Source organism: Vibrio sp. D173a (genome assembly GCF_030248475.1).
In genome coordinates, this window is sequence record NZ_JAHGAH010000217.1 from 17,774 (window position 1) to 33,039 (window position 15,266).

Genomic DNA, 15,266 nt, shown 5'->3' on the forward strand with positions numbered 1-15,266 from the left:
TTTAATTATTAGAACTGAATCATGACAGAATCATGAATTTTATGAAACAGAGAAATTGTCATTTCATTTTAACGTGATCAAGATTCATCTTGCGTACAAGTTTGAAAGTGACTTTACGCCTAATCGGTCTTTATTCATAGGATGAATGCTCTTAATTTTGTGAACTGAGCTTAACTTGACATGATCAATTTCATATATGCTTATGAGGAGAAAAAGAACTCTCGATAATTCAAATAATTGCAAGGAGGAGTGAGATGAGACTAGAACGCATCGAAATCTCTGGGTTTAGAGGCATCAAACGCCTTTCACTCTCTTTTGACGAACTGACAACTTTGATCGGTGAGAATACATGGGGTAAGTCTTCCCTACTCGACGCTTTGTCTCTCGCCCTGCCCGCTGACGGTTCTCTTTATCAGTTCCAAATGACGGACTTTCACGTCGACTACGCAATTTCACACCCACAAACCCAGCACCTTCAAATCGTACTTTGCTTCAAAGCGCAGGATAAGCAAGAAGTAAATGCTGGGCGCTACAGACGAATCAAACCAACATGGTGTGTTAACGAAAATAATGAGCGCGTGCTTTATTACCGTTTAAGCGCAAGCAGAGACGGGCATAACATCACCACCAAATACGCATTCTTGGACTCCGATGGTGAAGCCAAACAACTGCACCACTCTGAAAAACTCGCAATAGAGTTGATGACACTGCATCCTGTGATCCGATTGCGTGACTCTCGCCGTTTCCCTGTGCCAAATCACATCAATGGAGACAACAAGAACGCTCGCATCGAGAAGCGCATTAATAACACCTGCCGCCGCCTATTTGCCATGCCTGGTCATGTTAACAAAGGTGAAGTGCGCAGTAGTCTTGATTCAATGCAAACTCTTGTCGAGCACTACTTTGCATTCCGAAGTGTGAAAAAAGGTCACCCGAGAAAACCGCGAGATGGCTTGTTCTACGCCAGTCCCTCGGCAGAAAAAGGATTGTCGCAGTTTTTAAGGGAAACAAACAACAAACAAGCCCGACTACTACTTATGGGGTTGTTGAACGCGTACCTACAAGCGAAGGGGCCTACAGATTTAAGACGTTGCGCTCGCCCCATCTTGATCATAGAGGATCCAGAGGGTCGTTTGCACCCGACTCACCTATCTCGCGCTTGGAGTTTGTTACAGTTACTACCAATGCAGAAGATCCTCACCACAAACAGTGCGCGTTTACTTGGCTCCGTACCTTTGGCATCAATTCGTCGTTTGGTTCGTTTATCGGATCGAACCATCGCAAAATCACTCAATACCAATCGATTTAGTGTCGACCAACTCCGTCGTATTGGTTTCCATATTCGCTTTCATCGCGCCGGCGCCCTATTTGCTCGTTGCTGGTTATTGGTCGAAGGAGAAACGGAAGTCTGGCTATTTAACGAGTTGGCACGCCAGTGCGGTTATGATCTCGCAGCAGAAGGAGTTCAAATCGTTGAATTTGCCCAATCAGGGCTGAAGTCATTAGTTAAAGTGGCGCAAGAGTTTGGTATCGACTGGCATGTGGTGACTGACGGCGACCCTGCTGGTAAAAAATACGCGCACACAGTGAGAGCCCATTTAAATAACGACCAAGAGCGTCATCGCCTTACCGAGCTACCCGATAGAGATATCGAGCACTTCCTCTATAACAATGGCTTTGAAATTTTCTTTAAGGACATCATCAAAGTTCCTCGTGATCATCCAATCCCAGCTAAGAAAGTCGTAAACCGCGTTTTGAAGAAACAAGCAAAACCGGATCTCGCACTCGCAATTGTTGCCCATTGCGAAGAACGTGGCGTAGATTGCATCCCCGTACTTTTGCGCTGGACGCTAAAACGCGTGGTAACTATGGCAAATGGGAATACGTAAAGAGCGATACCCCAAAATAGACAGACAAAAAAAAGCACACCAATTAGGTGTGCTTGTATCAAGAATCAGTAATTTTGATTAACAGTATTGACCGGGATAAGTCTCAATACACAGCGGATACAAATAAGATCGGGGGTTCACTACTGTACTTGCTCTGCGAGCGAAGAAGTAGCGGCTGATTTCGCATGCAACCAAAGACCTGTTGCTTTCATTAGGTAACCAAACACGCCACCTAAAATCAGCGATGGCACCACAAGTTGCCAATTGCCGTCTGCAGCAAAAGTCGCGCATGAGCCAATGAAAGTACCAGGGATATACGCTAACCAAGCTTGTTTCGCTTGAATACACATAAAGAACGCTACGATAGCTGTAATTACATATCCGATGATCTCCATACCCACGTAAGTCGAGCCATAGATGATAACCATCGCCCAGAAAACACCTGTCATATTGGTAATCAAGCTTTCTGCTAGCCCTTTCAAGCCACTTGTCGGGGACGCAAAGTAACTCGTACAGCCAAGAAAACCAGCCCAAGATAACAGGCCAAGGGAGATAGCGATCCAGCCCCATACGCCAGAGAGAATGCCAGTTGTAATTGAAATAGCTAAAAGTGTGGTCATGGTATTCTTACCCGCTTCGTTAGTTTCGCACCATTTGGTTTGAAAACTGCCTTCATACATTGAAATCAGGCAGTCAATACTAGGCATATCCCATGCGAACTTCGGTGATCTAGATCTCACTAAGACCCTATTGCGTTGCATGCTTTACACATAAAATTTGACGCAACCGATAAATCAACAGATTTCGAAAATAACAAAATCACAATCAGTTGGGAAAAATGAGCAATAAATGACAAAAAGGCCCCGCGAGATGCAAAGCCTTTTCTAAAATGACAGCAACTTATTACGAATATCGCTTAAAACACAGAAGGTTTACCTTTCATCATGCGTAACCCTTCACGCTTGATACAGTCAACTAACGGGTTTTCCGCCATATCTGCTCGCCAGATAAACGACAAGGTTCGATCCATCTTGAGATCAGGTACATTTAACGCCACCAAATCCCCTGCTTCAATGTAACGTTCTACATCGAGATAAGGCAGACACGTCAAATACTGCCCGTTTGATACCAAACTTCTTAATACTGGAACGTGTTCGTATTCACGCCACACGTCTAAATCTTCAATAAGATGGTGAATAGAGCTATCAAAAATCTTGCGGGTACCTGAACCATGTTCTCGCAATACCCATTTTGCTTGTTCAAGTTGAGCTAAGCTTACCGATGAGTTACGCGCAAATGGATGATGCGACGCTGCGACTACAGTAAGGTGGTCTCGGCACCAAATTTCTTGGTGTAAACGGTTATCGTCGCAGCGACCTTCAATGACGCCCAGATCATATCGGTAATCCAAAACGCCATCGATGACGGCCTGAGTACTCTGTACGCCGAGAGAGATACGCATCTCTGGAAAATCATTATCAATGATACTGATAAGGTCTGGAACTAGGTGCTCTGCTGGTGTTTGACTTGCGCCTAATCGAATGTGTCCACTCAACAAATGTTGCTCGTAAAAACCCATTTCAATTTGTAACGCGTCTTGCAGTAAACGCTTTGCTTTTGGTCTTAACCACATCCCCCAATGCGTTAAAGCCATTTGCTTGCCTTGCCTTTCAAATAAAGGTCTGCCAAGCATTTTTTCTAACTGAGCAAGCGACATGCTCGTCGCCGATTGTGTCAGAGCCAGTTTATCCGCGGCCTGGCTTACACTGCCGGTGTCTGCAACTGCGTCAAATACCGCTAATTGCTTAAGTGAGTAGCGCAAAGTTTCCTCCCTAATTGGCGAGTATTCCCCATACTCTCGCAACCCCAAAATACATGCGCTGATACGCAATGAGGTTCATTTTACCTGCCTTTAAAAACTTATCAAATTATTTGATGAGGATTCTAAATATTATCAATTTTACCTGTAGCTCTGACCTGCTTAATCTGGATATGCGGTTCGGGAACACCGCAACAAAAAACAATAACACCTTCACTTTCGAGTACAGACAACGTCTCGATTTCACTAACCAAGGAGTTCATATGGAACCACAGACTAAGGAGTCATTATGGCGGTGACCAGCTCTCAAAATAACCAGTATTTCTCTCCAAAAGAAATGATGGCTGAAGCTGAGAAGTTTGCACTTAGTAAAGCAAACAAAACCAGCGGCATGACACTGGGTTTGGCAATTATGGCAGGCGCATTCATCGGTTTAGCATTCTTGTTTTACATCACAGTGACAACAGGTAGCGCGGATGCAGGTTGGGGCCTTAGCCGTCTTGCAGGTGGTTTAGCATTCAGTATGGGTTTGATACTCATCGTTATTTGCGGTGGTGAGTTGTTTACCAGCTCAGTGCTTTCGAGCATCTCATGGGCAAACAAACAAATCTCATTCGGCAAAATGCTGTCGATTTGGGGCAAGGTTTATGTGGGTAACTTCATCGGTGCGATGTTCCTACTTGCATTGGTAAGCGCTGCAGGCTTGTACCAAATGGATGCGGGTCAATGGGGCTTAAACGCACTAAACATCGCACAACACAAGCTACACCACACATTGGTACAAGCTTTTGCGTTGGGCATTTTATGTAACTTGTTGGTTTGTCTTGCTATTTGGCTCACATTCAGCTCTGCGAACGCAATGACAAAAGCGGCAATGACCATTATGCCAGTCGCAATGTTCGTCAGCAGTGGCTTTGAACACTGTGTAGCAAACATGTTCATGGTGCCGCTAGGTATCGTTATCGCAAACTTCGCACCGGAATCTTTCTGGACAGCAGTTGGCGTACCGGCTTCTCAATATGCAGATTTAAATGTCGGTCATTTTATTACTGCAAACCTAATTCCAGTAACCCTAGGCAACATCGTTGGTGGCGCCGTATTAGTTGGCTTAGCTAACTGGTGTATCTACCGTCGACCAGAACTTAAAGCAGCAAAAGTTGCATCAATTACAAACACTACAACACTCACGTCAGTTAAGGAACGCACTATGAAAAACGCATCGATTGTAAAAGAGATCATGAACCCGAGCCCAGTTACTCTGAGCGTAGAAATGCCTGTATCAACTGCACTAGATACCCTATTGGACAACAATCTAATCAGTGCACCTGTTGTTGACATCGAAAACCGTTTGGTTGGTTTCTTCTCAGCACACGACGTTATGGTTGAATTATGGTGCCAAGATTACATCCCAGCCCAAGAACAAAAAGTTGTCGATTTAATGAGCCGTGACGTGGTAGCCATTGATGCAAATGACCGCTTAGTCGACGTTGTTGAGTTTCTATGTATCGATAAAGAACAACTTTACCCAACAACAAGCATGGGCATGGCAACACGCTTTACTTCTCTTTCTTTAGAAGAGCGTGCTAAGAGCATCAAAGTAAGTAAACCTCAAGTGCTTCCTGTACTAGAAAATGGTTTGATGGTTGGCGTGGTGACACGTAACGAAGTACTTAAAGCACTGCGCCCAGTGTATGGCGAGCGCCTAAACCTAGTTGAAGATAACGTTCTAGAAACGGCATAAAACTATTACAACTAGCAAGACAAGTTGGCACCAATAAAAAAGCGCTCTTATTTAAGAGCGCTTTCTGCATTTATGTCGTTGAGAACGAAGTATATGGTGAAGAACGAGAAGCTACTTCTTAACACCTTCGATGTGCAGTTCCATATCAACGTAGCTTGAAGAACCCATTACTGGAATTTCAAAATCAGCAAGCTCAAGACGAGTTTGACCGATGAAACCTGCACGCTCACCACCCCATGGGTCGTTACCTGCACCAACAAATTCCGCTTCGATTGTGATTGGTTTTGTTATACCGTGAAGAGTCAAATCACCCCTTACATCTAGCTTACCGTTGCCTTTGTCTACAACTTTTGTGCTCTTGAACGTCGCTTCACTGTATTTGCCTGCGTCGATGAAGTCGCCGCTACGGATGTGCTTGTCGCGTTCAGCATGGTTTGAATCTAGGCTTGTCGTATCAACCACTACGTTTACTTTAGAGTCAGCGATGTTTTTTTCATCAAAAGAAAAGTCACCAGAAAATGTATTAAAACGACCTTTGATGAAACTGTAACCTAGGTGGCTAACTTTGAAGTTGATTGATGCGTGAGCACCTTTGGTATCGATAACATAATCTGTAGCGTTAGCACCAAACGGTAGTGCCATAGCGATTGCTAATCCTGTAGCGAAAAGTGACTTTTTCATTTTGAAGCTCCTAACATTTTTCTTAATGTGTTGTCTTTATCGATAAAGTGATGTTTTAGTGCAGCAACAGCGTGTAAACCTGCCATTAGGATTACAGCCCAAGCTGCGTAGAAGTGAATTTCACCTGCAATATCCGACTGGCTCGGGAATAACTCCCCTGCGCCGGGTACCGTGAACCAATTAAATACTTCGATTCCACGACCATCAGATGTTGAGATGAGGTAACCTGAAATAAAGATAGTGATGAGCAATAAGTACATCACACCATGCGCGGCTTTCGCGGCAACGACTTCATAAGGTTTCCCTTCCACTTTTGGTGACGCCGTCACATGTTTCCATACGATGCGTGCCAAAGTGAGGATTGCTAATAAAATGCCCACAGAGCGGTGATAATGTGGTGCAGTACGATACCATTCACTGTAATAGCTAAGATCGACCATCCACAAACCCACAGCAAATAAGCCGATAATGCAAAGCGCCGATAGCCAATGCATAAATCGCGCAGGTAGGTTGTAATTCTTTACCAGTGTTTCCATCTCACGTTCCTAGATATATTCCTAAGTTGATGTTGAGCAAGAAACACAACATTAACTTATTTACCTTGTATGAAACAGATTATTTACCATCCTTTACATCCAACCAATAATACCTTTTCAAACAACTTGTTCGAAAAATTAGAAGGAACTTTAAATCACTTTAAAAACGGACAGTTAGAGTTGAACTTCTTGCTCGATCTCATACAGTTCATCATTCATCTCAAGCATACGTCGTTCAATAACGGATTTTGCGTCCTCAATGCCTTTGTTGTAATAAAAAGGCGCCAGTTTCTCCGTGATGAAATCAATCAAAAACTCACTATCAAATTGACCGATTTCCACTTCTAACTCGTCTTGCATATATTCTTGGATGGCGGCTGCCAACACTTCTTTTTGTGCTCTTTCTAGTTTGATCATATTTTACCTGCGGAACTCTATTATAAATTTTGATGTTTAGATCAAGAAGTTGCCTATCGAAATTAGTCTATCCTAAATGGACTATGCTAACCTTTCGCCGTTCAATTTGTTAACCGTTAAGGGATATTCTTTGCTACTCGACTTAGTCATCCAAAGTGTCAATGATTTTCAGGGCGATTGCCTCAAACTTTGTGAGAAGCATTATCCTGCGGTGCATAACCAAGGAATGAGCGAACACCATTTAGGAATGGCCTTCGCGAGACGAATGGAACATACGTTTCGTCACTTTGGCCACAGCAGTATCATCAAACCCATTGAAGTACTTGATTCTCCCGACTTGCCTCACCATTATCGAATCACCTCTGAGATAGGCACAGTTTGGGTGTTAAGTCATCATATGGTGAGTGCCGGTAATTCTTGTCGAGAGAACTTGCTCTCCTCCATCATGGAATGGCAAAGCGAATATGGCTATGCCCTACAGCCCAACGACTTGTTGTTTTTAGTCAGTGACCACTGGATCAGTCGCAGCAAAACCAGCCGCGAACTCTTGCACTGGTGGATGGGTGAACTTCCTGAGCCAATCACTGAATACACAGAACAAGGCATTACGCTTTACACAAGCGAGTCACAGCTGACCCGCTCACTTGATACGCGCTTTGGTATTAGTCCTTGCTACATTAAATTTGGCCATCCTTTGCGCCGATCGAACAAGCAACAACTGGTTCGAAAATACCTTCAACTTTATGCGGTCTTACAGTGGTAGCATCAAATTGTAACGGGTAGGTTATCAGCCCGTTCATCGATTTATTTGATACCAGTCGATATTTCTGTTCATTCAACGCTAACTCTCTTGCCTTAATCCCACTGCCACAATTAGATTCAAACTACTATAGTAAAACTAGATGCACAACAATCAGTTAAGCATCAGTGGAAGTATCTTGGTCTAGGTTACAACAATAATGATGAGCATCACGCAGCTGCTTGGCTGCATTTCAAAACAATTAGATGGGCAGTATATTGCACACTACAAGCAACTGACGCTGAGGAGTGTGTTTCAACCTATTTATCAGAAAGATCTTTCTATCATCGGCCTTGAAGCTCTGGTTCGTATTAGTAACCAAGACGGACAAATGATAAGACCAGACCAATTTTTCCAATCCAATACCATCCCAGTAAAAGACCAAATTAATGTCGAGCGATTAAGCCGTCTGATCCACATCAGTAATTTTGGCCAATCCAAGTTTAGCAACAAAAAGCTTTTTCTTAATGTCTTACCTAAAGCAGCAGAAATGCTCGCGAAAGACATGTCGTACAGCAACCTATTGAAGCAAGCCATCATCGAAGCAGATCTTCGCCGTGAACAAATCGTGATGGAATTAGTGGAGTTGGATGCGAGTGACGAGAACTTTCTCTATAAAGCGACGAAAGAACTCAGTGATAACGGCTATATGCTTGCCATCGATGATTACGGAGTTGACGCCTCAACGGTTGAACGCGTCAAATGCGTGAGACCAAACATCATCAAAATAGACCGATCATTACTTTTGCGATATGAGAGTGGCGACTTTGCGTGTTTAATGGAAGCATTGTCTTTGGCAAAAGATATTCGCTCAAAAACCGTTATAGAAGGAATTGAAACCGAACATCAACTTAATTTAATGAAAAAGCTCGGTTTCGATATGTATCAAGGCTATTTACTGGCGATGCCTCAAACACTTGAAGCCTACCAAGAAGTTAAGACGGCGTAATCAAAGTCATTGATAACCGCCATCACCTTTTATTTTCGGTTTTTACCGCGGTTTTTATGAATAGCGAGTTTCGCTTTCATCTTACGTTTTTCCGAAGAGCGACTCTTACGGCGACCACCACCACTACGCTCTGGCTCAACCTCTTCGATTAAACTCGGTTCGAAACCTTCTAACCACTCTTGCGGTAAACGTTGGTCAAGTAGGTTTTCAATCGCCGTCAATAAGTACTCTTCGTCGCGGCTCATTAAAGAAACCGCCAAGCCTGATTTACCAGCGCGACCTGTACGCCCGATACGATGAACATAATCTTCGGCTTTAAACGGCATATCGAAGTTCACCACTTGCTCTAGCTCTTGAATGTCCAGACCACGAGCAGCCACATCGGTTGCGATTAACGCACGTACTTTACCTGCTTTAAATTCATCGAGCGCACGTTGACGAGCACCTTGAGATTTGTCGCCGTTGATAGAGACCGCTTTGATCCCATCCAGTTTAAGCTCTTTTGCTAGCTCATCACTGCCTTGCTTGGTTTTTGTAAAGACAAGAACTTGTTGCCAGTTACGAGAACCAATTAAGTAAGCCAATAGCTCACGTTTACGCTTTTTATCAACTGGATAAACCATTTGCTTAACGGTTTCTGCCGTAGTGTTGGCTGGCGACACTTCCACTTCGACTGGGGAGTCCATCAGCTTATAAGCAATGGTTTTAATGCGCTTCTCAAACGTTGCTGAGAACAGCATGGTTTGTTTGTCTTGAGGTAAACGACGAAGAATGCGTTGCAGATCTGGCCAGAAACCCATGTCTAACATGCGGTCTGCTTCATCAAGTACAAGAATGCCCGTTTTAGCGATGATTACATTGCCGTTAAACAAGTGATCCAGCAAGCGACCTGGCGTCGCGATAAGAATATCTACGCCCTCTTCCAACTTTTTCTTTTGAACGCCGATGCTCGTACCACCATAAACACAAACAATCTTAAGGTCCGTATTTGCTGCGTATTGAGTCAGGTTGTCCATAACTTGTTGAGCAAGCTCTCGCGTAGGTACAAGAATGAGTGCTTGTGGCGCGCCGTTACGTTTCTTCTGCTGAACCGATTGGATGATAGGTAAGCCAAATGCGGCAGTTTTGCCAGTACCTGTTTGCGCAGCAGCCAGGAGATCTTTGCCTTCCAATACGTGTGGAATCGACTTTTCTTGAACAGGTGTCGGAGTAACAATATTCATACCGCTTAGGGTATCAACCAACTGTTGTTCAACGCCAAGATCAGCGAAATTAACGGACATGATAAACCTCATAATTTTTGGAGCGCAGAGTTTACCAGAGCGCCTTTGGTCATACTACCTTTAGCAGACAAGACGCTATGAAATTATTGAGTTATGAATGAACTCACTTACGAATTCACTAACTGTTGATGGAATTGACTGGACTGCTCCAGAACATCTTGATAAAGAGTCGAAAACTTCCCTTCCAATTGTTCATATTCGCGATCGAGAACTTCAAATGTCGTAGTGAGATCGGCCATACGAGGGCTTCTTTGTGACATTCGATGAAGCGCAAACTCGATGTTCTCCAAGTCTCGATAAGAGTGCAGCCACCCTCCACTCCACATTCGACTGTGAAGCAATAAAAATCTTGGTGGTAACTCATCAGAGATTTGGTTATTCACTTGCTGATAAGCGTATCGGACAAACGAATCTAAAGACTGGTGACTAAATGCATGCCAGTGCTTCGCTAAGCAATGGTCCCAAAACATATCCAGTGCAATTGGCGCAAAGCGACGTGATACGCCCGTAAAATGCGGTTTGCACTCTTCAACAATGGAATGGTGATCGGTGATGCGATCGACAAAACGGTGAAGTTTTATGCCATTGGAAATATCAGAGTGATACTGCTTGCTTGGATCTCCCTTTACGAAATCTCCAAGCAAGTTTCCCATTAAGTGGCTATTACAGTGATCTGCAATATGCAGGTGGGCTAGAAAGTTCATTAGACGCTGTGAGTGGCCTTTTGGCTCGTCTTACATGAACTTAATTATAACGTCTGTTGTGACGCGGTGAGAGTACTAATTGTACTTATTCGGCTTCGTCTTCTGAGCCAATGTAGTCCGACAAGATAATACCGATTTCAAGTGCATCAAGCATCTCTAGGCATTCGTCGTTGTGGTATTGGTCGCTCATTGTGACCTCCTTTGTGTTACATCTCCTGAAGCAATCTTGCTTCAATCTTTACTGCCATTTCTTTTCTTCATCGATGACAGCAACTCCTTTTTATAGCCTTTATATGACACATTCATGACAGCGAGAAGTAAAGATTTAGAAAGCTATGACAGAAATCATAAGTAAACGTTTGCGCAACATCTCTCCTAACCCACTGACTTTTCGTCAAATTTGCCGCCAATTCATATGCGACTCATTGTTAAAATTAATCAATATAATTGCCATTAATAGATATAACATACCGTTAGATGTGATCACAGTTCTCATAATTTGAAATAAATCAACTGCTCGTTACATATTTTGCTGATTACAATCTCATATTTTGTTTCGATAGTTCTCTAATTTAGTTCACCCCTTTTCATCTCAAATGGAGCGATTAATGAGAGAAGTTGAGTTTAGAACGATAGACAAGCTATTTATTAAAATGTCTATCAACGACAAAATCTGGGTCATTTTTCTTCTATTCCTAGTGACTCTGACTTCAGTGGCAGGAAGCCGATATTTCAATGATATTCAGCAGTTTGAAGACCAGTCTATCCTTACTGTAGAAGCCAAACTTGCGGGTATTATCCAAGCGCAGCCTCAAAGCTTGGCGAACCTAAATGGTGTGGTGAGTACAATTAACGCCGGTGATACGACGTTCAACAATGGAACGGTAACGGCTTACGCGAAGCTGAATTCCGGTCAGGCAATCCAACTGACAGAAAACCTTTCACGCCAATTTGAGCAAGCTAAATCTGACGCCTTGACCTCTTTTCTTCTTAGCTTTCTTTGGGTGGTGCCGTTTGCCCTATTCAATTACTGGGTTGCCACTTTCCTTGGCGGCGCACTTTGGGTTCTTTACACCACCACACAAAAGATTGGTGAAGGAGACTTAACCTCTCGTCTTGGTTTCCATCCAGGGCGAGATGAGTTTGGTACGATTGGCTGTGCGCTCGATAAATCAATGGATACGCTAACTGAATTAGTAAACAGCGTTAAAGACAATGCCAATACAATGAGCGAAACTTCTGCCGCGTTCGAACAAGACATGAAGTTGAGTGAAACTCAAATCGCGCATCAGTATCAAACGCTGGATTCTGTCGCAACAGCAATGGAAGAGATGACTGCATCAGCAAAAGAAGTGTCGAGTATTTCTCAACAAGCGACACTTCAATCAGACCAAGATGCCCAGCAGATTGAAAATAGCCGCGCTCGCGTTCAAAGCGTCATTTCAGAGATTGAAACCCTTTCAAGTTACATTGAACAGGCATCAGCATCAGTAAGCAGTTTGAATGAAAACACGACGCAGATTAATGATGTTATCACGACGATAAACGCCATCTCAGAACAAACTAACCTGCTCGCATTAAATGCTGCTATTGAAGCCGCTCGTGCTGGGGAGCAAGGCCGTGGGTTTGCCGTAGTTGCAGACGAAGTCCGTACCCTTGCAAGCCGTACCCAGCAAGCGACAGTTGAGATCCAAGCCATGATTGAAAAGCTTCAATCTGAGAGTCGAAACATTGCATCAATTACTGATCGTACCGTTCAGCAAGCTCAAACCAGTAGCCAATTGATCGATGAAATTGGAGGGGACGTGACTGCTATCGCTGATTCTGCACGATCTTTGATGGACATGAGTATTCAGATCTCGACGTCAGCAGAAGAACAAAGTGCGGTTGCAAATGACATTGCATCTGAGCTGTCAGATATTCGCTCACAATCCAACACCATCCGTGAAGTGGCACAGCAATCGACAGTAGGCGTAACCAATTTAACCCACGCTTCTGTTTCACTTGGCGAAGTATTGAAACGCTACCGAACGGCTTAAATACCGTTTCGCCATCAGGTTAGTAGGTTCAAATCGATACAATCTAAGGGATACCAAATGCAAAGGGCTCCGTTTTTGGAGCCCTTTTTCACTAGGTGTTTTAACGTTGCCTAGGAAAGCACCATAGCCATAGCGTTTCCTCGATTTTTAAACAAACGTGTATTTATTTAATCAAGTATTAACTGAGTAGCAAATTAATTTACTTTGAAGTGAATCGAAATAATCTTCGGAATTTGATGAAAGAATGTTCAAAGGATAGGTGTTCAGCTATTCTACATTTTGCCAATTCAATTTTGCTGCTGGTGAACAATATGAATAATTACAAAACAAAAGACACTGAAGCTCTTCAGTGTCCACTCTGTCAATGCGATGAATATATGATTTCATCCGACGGTGAGAAATTCACATGCGCTTCTTGCGGGTTCCATACGAAAAACTTCTCTTCCATCCAATGCTTACACCAAACTCCGTTGCTACAAGCCAAATTCAAACATATCCATAGCTTGAGTAACGTTTGTCATTAAATTGAGCAGCCTAAGAGCTGCTCTTTTAGTTCGTCAAGATGATGAATTCGGATAACGCGCTCGTCTCCCAGTCGGTTGATTGGCGCGCCGTTGTAAAGCTGCACCGTTTTCACACCTGCGTTTAATCCAGCCTCAACGCCCTTTGGGGTGTCATCAATATACAAACAATCGCTTGGCAGAAAACCCATATTCATCGCGCTATACATGATCAAATCAGGCTCTGGCTTCCAACTATTCGCGTCGAAAGCAGAAAAGACTTTTCCTTTAAACGCATCTAGCAGCCCTGTTAGCTCAAGCGAGTATTCGATCTTGTCTTTCGGTCCATTAGAAGCCACACAATACTCGATGTTGTGTGAATCCAAGAATTGAATAAGACGCTTTGCGCCATCCATTGGTTTTAGGTGGCGGACAAACAGCTTCTGTAGCTCCTCACGGTATTGTGGTTCAAGAACATCAATAGACACATTAACGTTCATGAACGCTTTGGCATCACGCAGGATATCGGCCAACTTGCCACCTTTGAAATGTGCAACACACTCTTCAAAACTCATCTCTACGCCGTATTGCTCAAACACATTAACCAATGCATGGCAACACAGGCTTTCGCTGTCGACCAGCGTACCGTCACAATCGAATATGACGCACTTAATATTGTTGATAGCCATACGCCTTCCCCCGCCAACAAATATCTCAAACCATTCGTTGAACAATTAACGTTGTTCTTATTAACTTATTTATTTGTACTAAATATGTATCAACATAATAGGTAAGTTTTGAAATGTTTAAACGACAGACTTGGCATTTCGTAGAAATGAGAAAAGGGAATTAACGTTTTTCTAAGCAAGATCACCGAATGAAGCCCCATAAGTTAGAAATATGAAACTTCACTCGGCAATGATAGATTGATTTAAATATCGTTATCTGGATACATAAAGCGTACTTCTATAAAGTCATCTAAATTATCCAGTAGTAATTGACTCAGGGCTGTGTCAGCGTGTTTGCCTTGCTCACGCTTGAATAGTTCACCCACTTCCTCAATTGTCCAAGCACGTTTATAGCAACGCTCACTAAGTAGAGCATCAAACACATCCGCAATCGCCACAATACGTGCAAAGAGATGAATCTCTTCCCCCTTCAATCCATTCGGGTAGCCAGTTCCGTCCCAGCGCTCATGGTGTTCATGTGCGACAACCGCAGCCAATTTGGCAATTTCGCCCTCGCGATTGCTCAGCAGTTCATAACCTTTGACGGTATGACGCTTCATGATCTCCCATTCTTCTGCGTTCAACTGACCGTTCTTATCGAGAATGGACTCCGGAACCGAGATTTTGCCCACATCATGCATTGGGCTGATCACTTCTATCATTTCGACTTCTCGGTGACTCAATCCGCAAAACTCAGCCAAAGTTGCCGAGAGTCTCGCGACGCGCTTAACGTGTTGACCGGTTTCACCGGAGCGCGACTCTATGGCTTCACCGAGAACGTGAATCATCTCCTTCTGCACATTCAAAGTACGCTTTTGCAAGGTGACGATTTTACGGTTTTTCTGATCGATGACTTTACGTTGTCTAATCGTCATGAACTGGCTAACAATCACCAAAGACAGCAAAACAATCAATGCACACGCGAACAAGAGTAACTTAATGTTCACTTGAATCGCAGGTGGTGGCGAATTGATGATGTGCGCGCTTCTTGGCACGTCGAATCGACTGATGCCGTAATGCTCCAACGCGTTGTAGTCTAATACCGCCTCAGAAATCAGTTCGTCCCCGACCTTAGTCATTGAGAGACCAAGCTTGCTCGCCATTAGCTCTGACGCAGAATATCCATATTGTTCAGAGCGATTAACGAATCCCCCTAGAATGCCCTGTCTCTTATACACAAA

14 protein-coding genes are annotated in these 15,266 nt (G+C 43.6%); 5 read left to right on the forward strand and 9 right to left on the reverse strand.

Going from position 1 to position 15,266, the window contains the following annotated elements:
* Positions 1-254: 254 nt before the first annotated feature.
* Positions 255-1,889 (forward strand): DUF2813 domain-containing protein, encoded by a 1,635-nt coding sequence (locus KIV40_RS20465; protein ID WP_285351048.1) that lies wholly within the window; start codon positions 255-257, stop codon positions 1,887-1,889.
* Positions 1,890-2,029: 140 nt separating this feature from the next.
* Here KIV40_RS20465 and KIV40_RS20470 read toward each other — a convergent pair whose 3' ends face one another.
* Complete coding sequence (locus tag KIV40_RS20470) at positions 2,030-2,509, reverse strand: DUF1097 domain-containing protein (RefSeq protein WP_005530845.1); 480 nt, start codon at positions 2,507-2,509, stop codon at positions 2,030-2,032.
* 296 nt (positions 2,510-2,805) lie between these two features.
* The gene (locus KIV40_RS20475; protein ID WP_005530843.1) at positions 2,806-3,711 is read right to left on the reverse strand and encodes a LysR substrate-binding domain-containing protein; all 906 of its coding nucleotides are present in this window, start codon (positions 3,709-3,711) and stop codon (positions 2,806-2,808) included.
* Between the two features lie 286 nt (positions 3,712-3,997).
* Between KIV40_RS20475 and focA the strand changes: the two genes are divergently transcribed.
* The gene (gene focA, locus KIV40_RS20480) at positions 3,998-5,449 is read left to right on the forward strand and encodes a formate transporter FocA (RefSeq protein ID WP_051117637.1); all 1,452 of its coding nucleotides are present in this window, start codon (positions 3,998-4,000) and stop codon (positions 5,447-5,449) included.
* 111 nt (positions 5,450-5,560) lie between these two features.
* Here focA and KIV40_RS20485 read toward each other — a convergent pair whose 3' ends face one another.
* From KIV40_RS20485 to KIV40_RS20495, 3 genes are all read right to left on the reverse strand, one after another.
* Positions 5,561-6,130, reverse strand: coding sequence for a YceI family protein (locus tag KIV40_RS20485; RefSeq protein WP_285351049.1), 570 nt, complete (start codon positions 6,128-6,130; stop codon positions 5,561-5,563).
* Complete coding sequence (locus KIV40_RS20490; protein ID WP_038889248.1) at positions 6,127-6,666, reverse strand: cytochrome b; 540 nt, start codon at positions 6,664-6,666, stop codon at positions 6,127-6,129. The genes KIV40_RS20485 and KIV40_RS20490 overlap by 4 nt, the downstream gene beginning before the upstream one ends.
* Positions 6,667-6,840: 174 nt before the next feature.
* Positions 6,841-7,083, reverse strand: a complete 243-nt coding sequence (locus KIV40_RS20495) for a DUF2164 domain-containing protein (protein ID WP_038889249.1) — start codon at positions 7,081-7,083, stop codon at positions 6,841-6,843.
* Positions 7,084-7,213: 130 nt separating this feature from the next.
* On the opposite strand from KIV40_RS20495, the gene KIV40_RS20500 reads away from it, so the two are divergent.
* On the forward strand, positions 7,214-7,846 hold the full coding sequence (locus KIV40_RS20500) for a hypothetical protein (protein WP_285351050.1): 633 nt from the start codon (positions 7,214-7,216) through the stop codon (positions 7,844-7,846).
* A 196-nt stretch (positions 7,847-8,042) separates the two neighbouring features.
* Positions 8,043-8,831, forward strand: coding sequence for an EAL domain-containing protein (locus tag KIV40_RS20505; RefSeq protein ID WP_045395823.1), 789 nt, complete (start codon positions 8,043-8,045; stop codon positions 8,829-8,831).
* A gap of 29 nt (positions 8,832-8,860) precedes the next feature.
* Here the strand turns inward: KIV40_RS20505 and KIV40_RS20510 are convergent, their stop codons facing one another.
* Both KIV40_RS20510 and KIV40_RS20515 read right to left on the reverse strand, forming a co-directional pair.
* Positions 8,861-10,114, reverse strand: a complete 1,254-nt coding sequence (locus KIV40_RS20510; RefSeq protein WP_285351052.1) for a DEAD/DEAH box helicase — start codon at positions 10,112-10,114, stop codon at positions 8,861-8,863.
* Positions 10,115-10,221: 107 nt separating this feature from the next.
* Positions 10,222-10,818: an ACP phosphodiesterase gene (locus KIV40_RS20515; protein ID WP_285351055.1), complete on the reverse strand. Its 597-nt coding sequence runs from the start codon at positions 10,816-10,818 to the stop codon at positions 10,222-10,224.
* 608 nt (positions 10,819-11,426) lie between these two features.
* Here KIV40_RS20515 and KIV40_RS20520 point away from each other — a divergent pair.
* Positions 11,427-12,857 (forward strand): methyl-accepting chemotaxis protein, encoded by a 1,431-nt coding sequence (locus tag KIV40_RS20520; RefSeq protein ID WP_228175390.1) that lies wholly within the window; start codon positions 11,427-11,429, stop codon positions 12,855-12,857.
* Positions 12,858-13,377: 520 nt separating this feature from the next.
* Here KIV40_RS20520 and KIV40_RS20525 read toward each other — a convergent pair.
* A complete protein-coding gene (locus tag KIV40_RS20525; RefSeq protein WP_285351057.1) occupies positions 13,378-14,046 on the reverse strand; it encodes an HAD-IA family hydrolase in 669 nt (222 codons plus the stop codon).
* Positions 14,047-14,288: 242 nt separating this feature from the next.
* The coding region (locus KIV40_RS20530) for an HD domain-containing phosphohydrolase (protein ID WP_285351058.1) at positions 14,289-15,266 on the reverse strand (978 nt) is incomplete at its 5' end.

What these genes read in the sequence shown, in the direction of transcription:
- KIV40_RS20465 (WP_285351048.1), top strand. Translation starts at nt 255, where the DNA reads ATGAGACTAGAACGCATCGAAATCTCTGGGTTTAGAGGCATCAAACGC.
- KIV40_RS20470 (WP_005530845.1), bottom strand. Translation starts at nt 2,509, where the DNA reads ATGACCACACTTTTAGCTATTTCAATTACAACTGGCATTCTCTCTGGC.
- focA (WP_051117637.1), top strand. Translation starts at nt 3,998, where the DNA reads ATGGCGGTGACCAGCTCTCAAAATAACCAGTATTTCTCTCCAAAAGAA.
- KIV40_RS20485 (WP_285351049.1), bottom strand. Translation starts at nt 6,130, where the DNA reads ATGAAAAAGTCACTTTTCGCTACAGGATTAGCAATCGCTATGGCACTA.
- KIV40_RS20490 (WP_038889248.1), bottom strand. Translation starts at nt 6,666, where the DNA reads ATGGAAACACTGGTAAAGAATTACAACCTACCTGCGCGATTTATGCAT.
- KIV40_RS20495 (WP_038889249.1), bottom strand. Translation starts at nt 7,083, where the DNA reads ATGATCAAACTAGAAAGAGCACAAAAAGAAGTGTTGGCAGCCGCCATC.
- KIV40_RS20505 (WP_045395823.1), top strand. Translation starts at nt 8,043, where the DNA reads ATGATGAGCATCACGCAGCTGCTTGGCTGCATTTCAAAACAATTAGAT.
- KIV40_RS20510 (WP_285351052.1), bottom strand. Translation starts at nt 10,114, where the DNA reads ATGTCCGTTAATTTCGCTGATCTTGGCGTTGAACAACAGTTGGTTGAT.
- KIV40_RS20515 (WP_285351055.1), bottom strand. Translation starts at nt 10,818, where the DNA reads ATGAACTTTCTAGCCCACCTGCATATTGCAGATCACTGTAATAGCCAC.
- KIV40_RS20520 (WP_228175390.1), top strand. Translation starts at nt 11,427, where the DNA reads ATGAGAGAAGTTGAGTTTAGAACGATAGACAAGCTATTTATTAAAATG.
- KIV40_RS20525 (WP_285351057.1), bottom strand. Translation starts at nt 14,046, where the DNA reads ATGGCTATCAACAATATTAAGTGCGTCATATTCGATTGTGACGGTACG.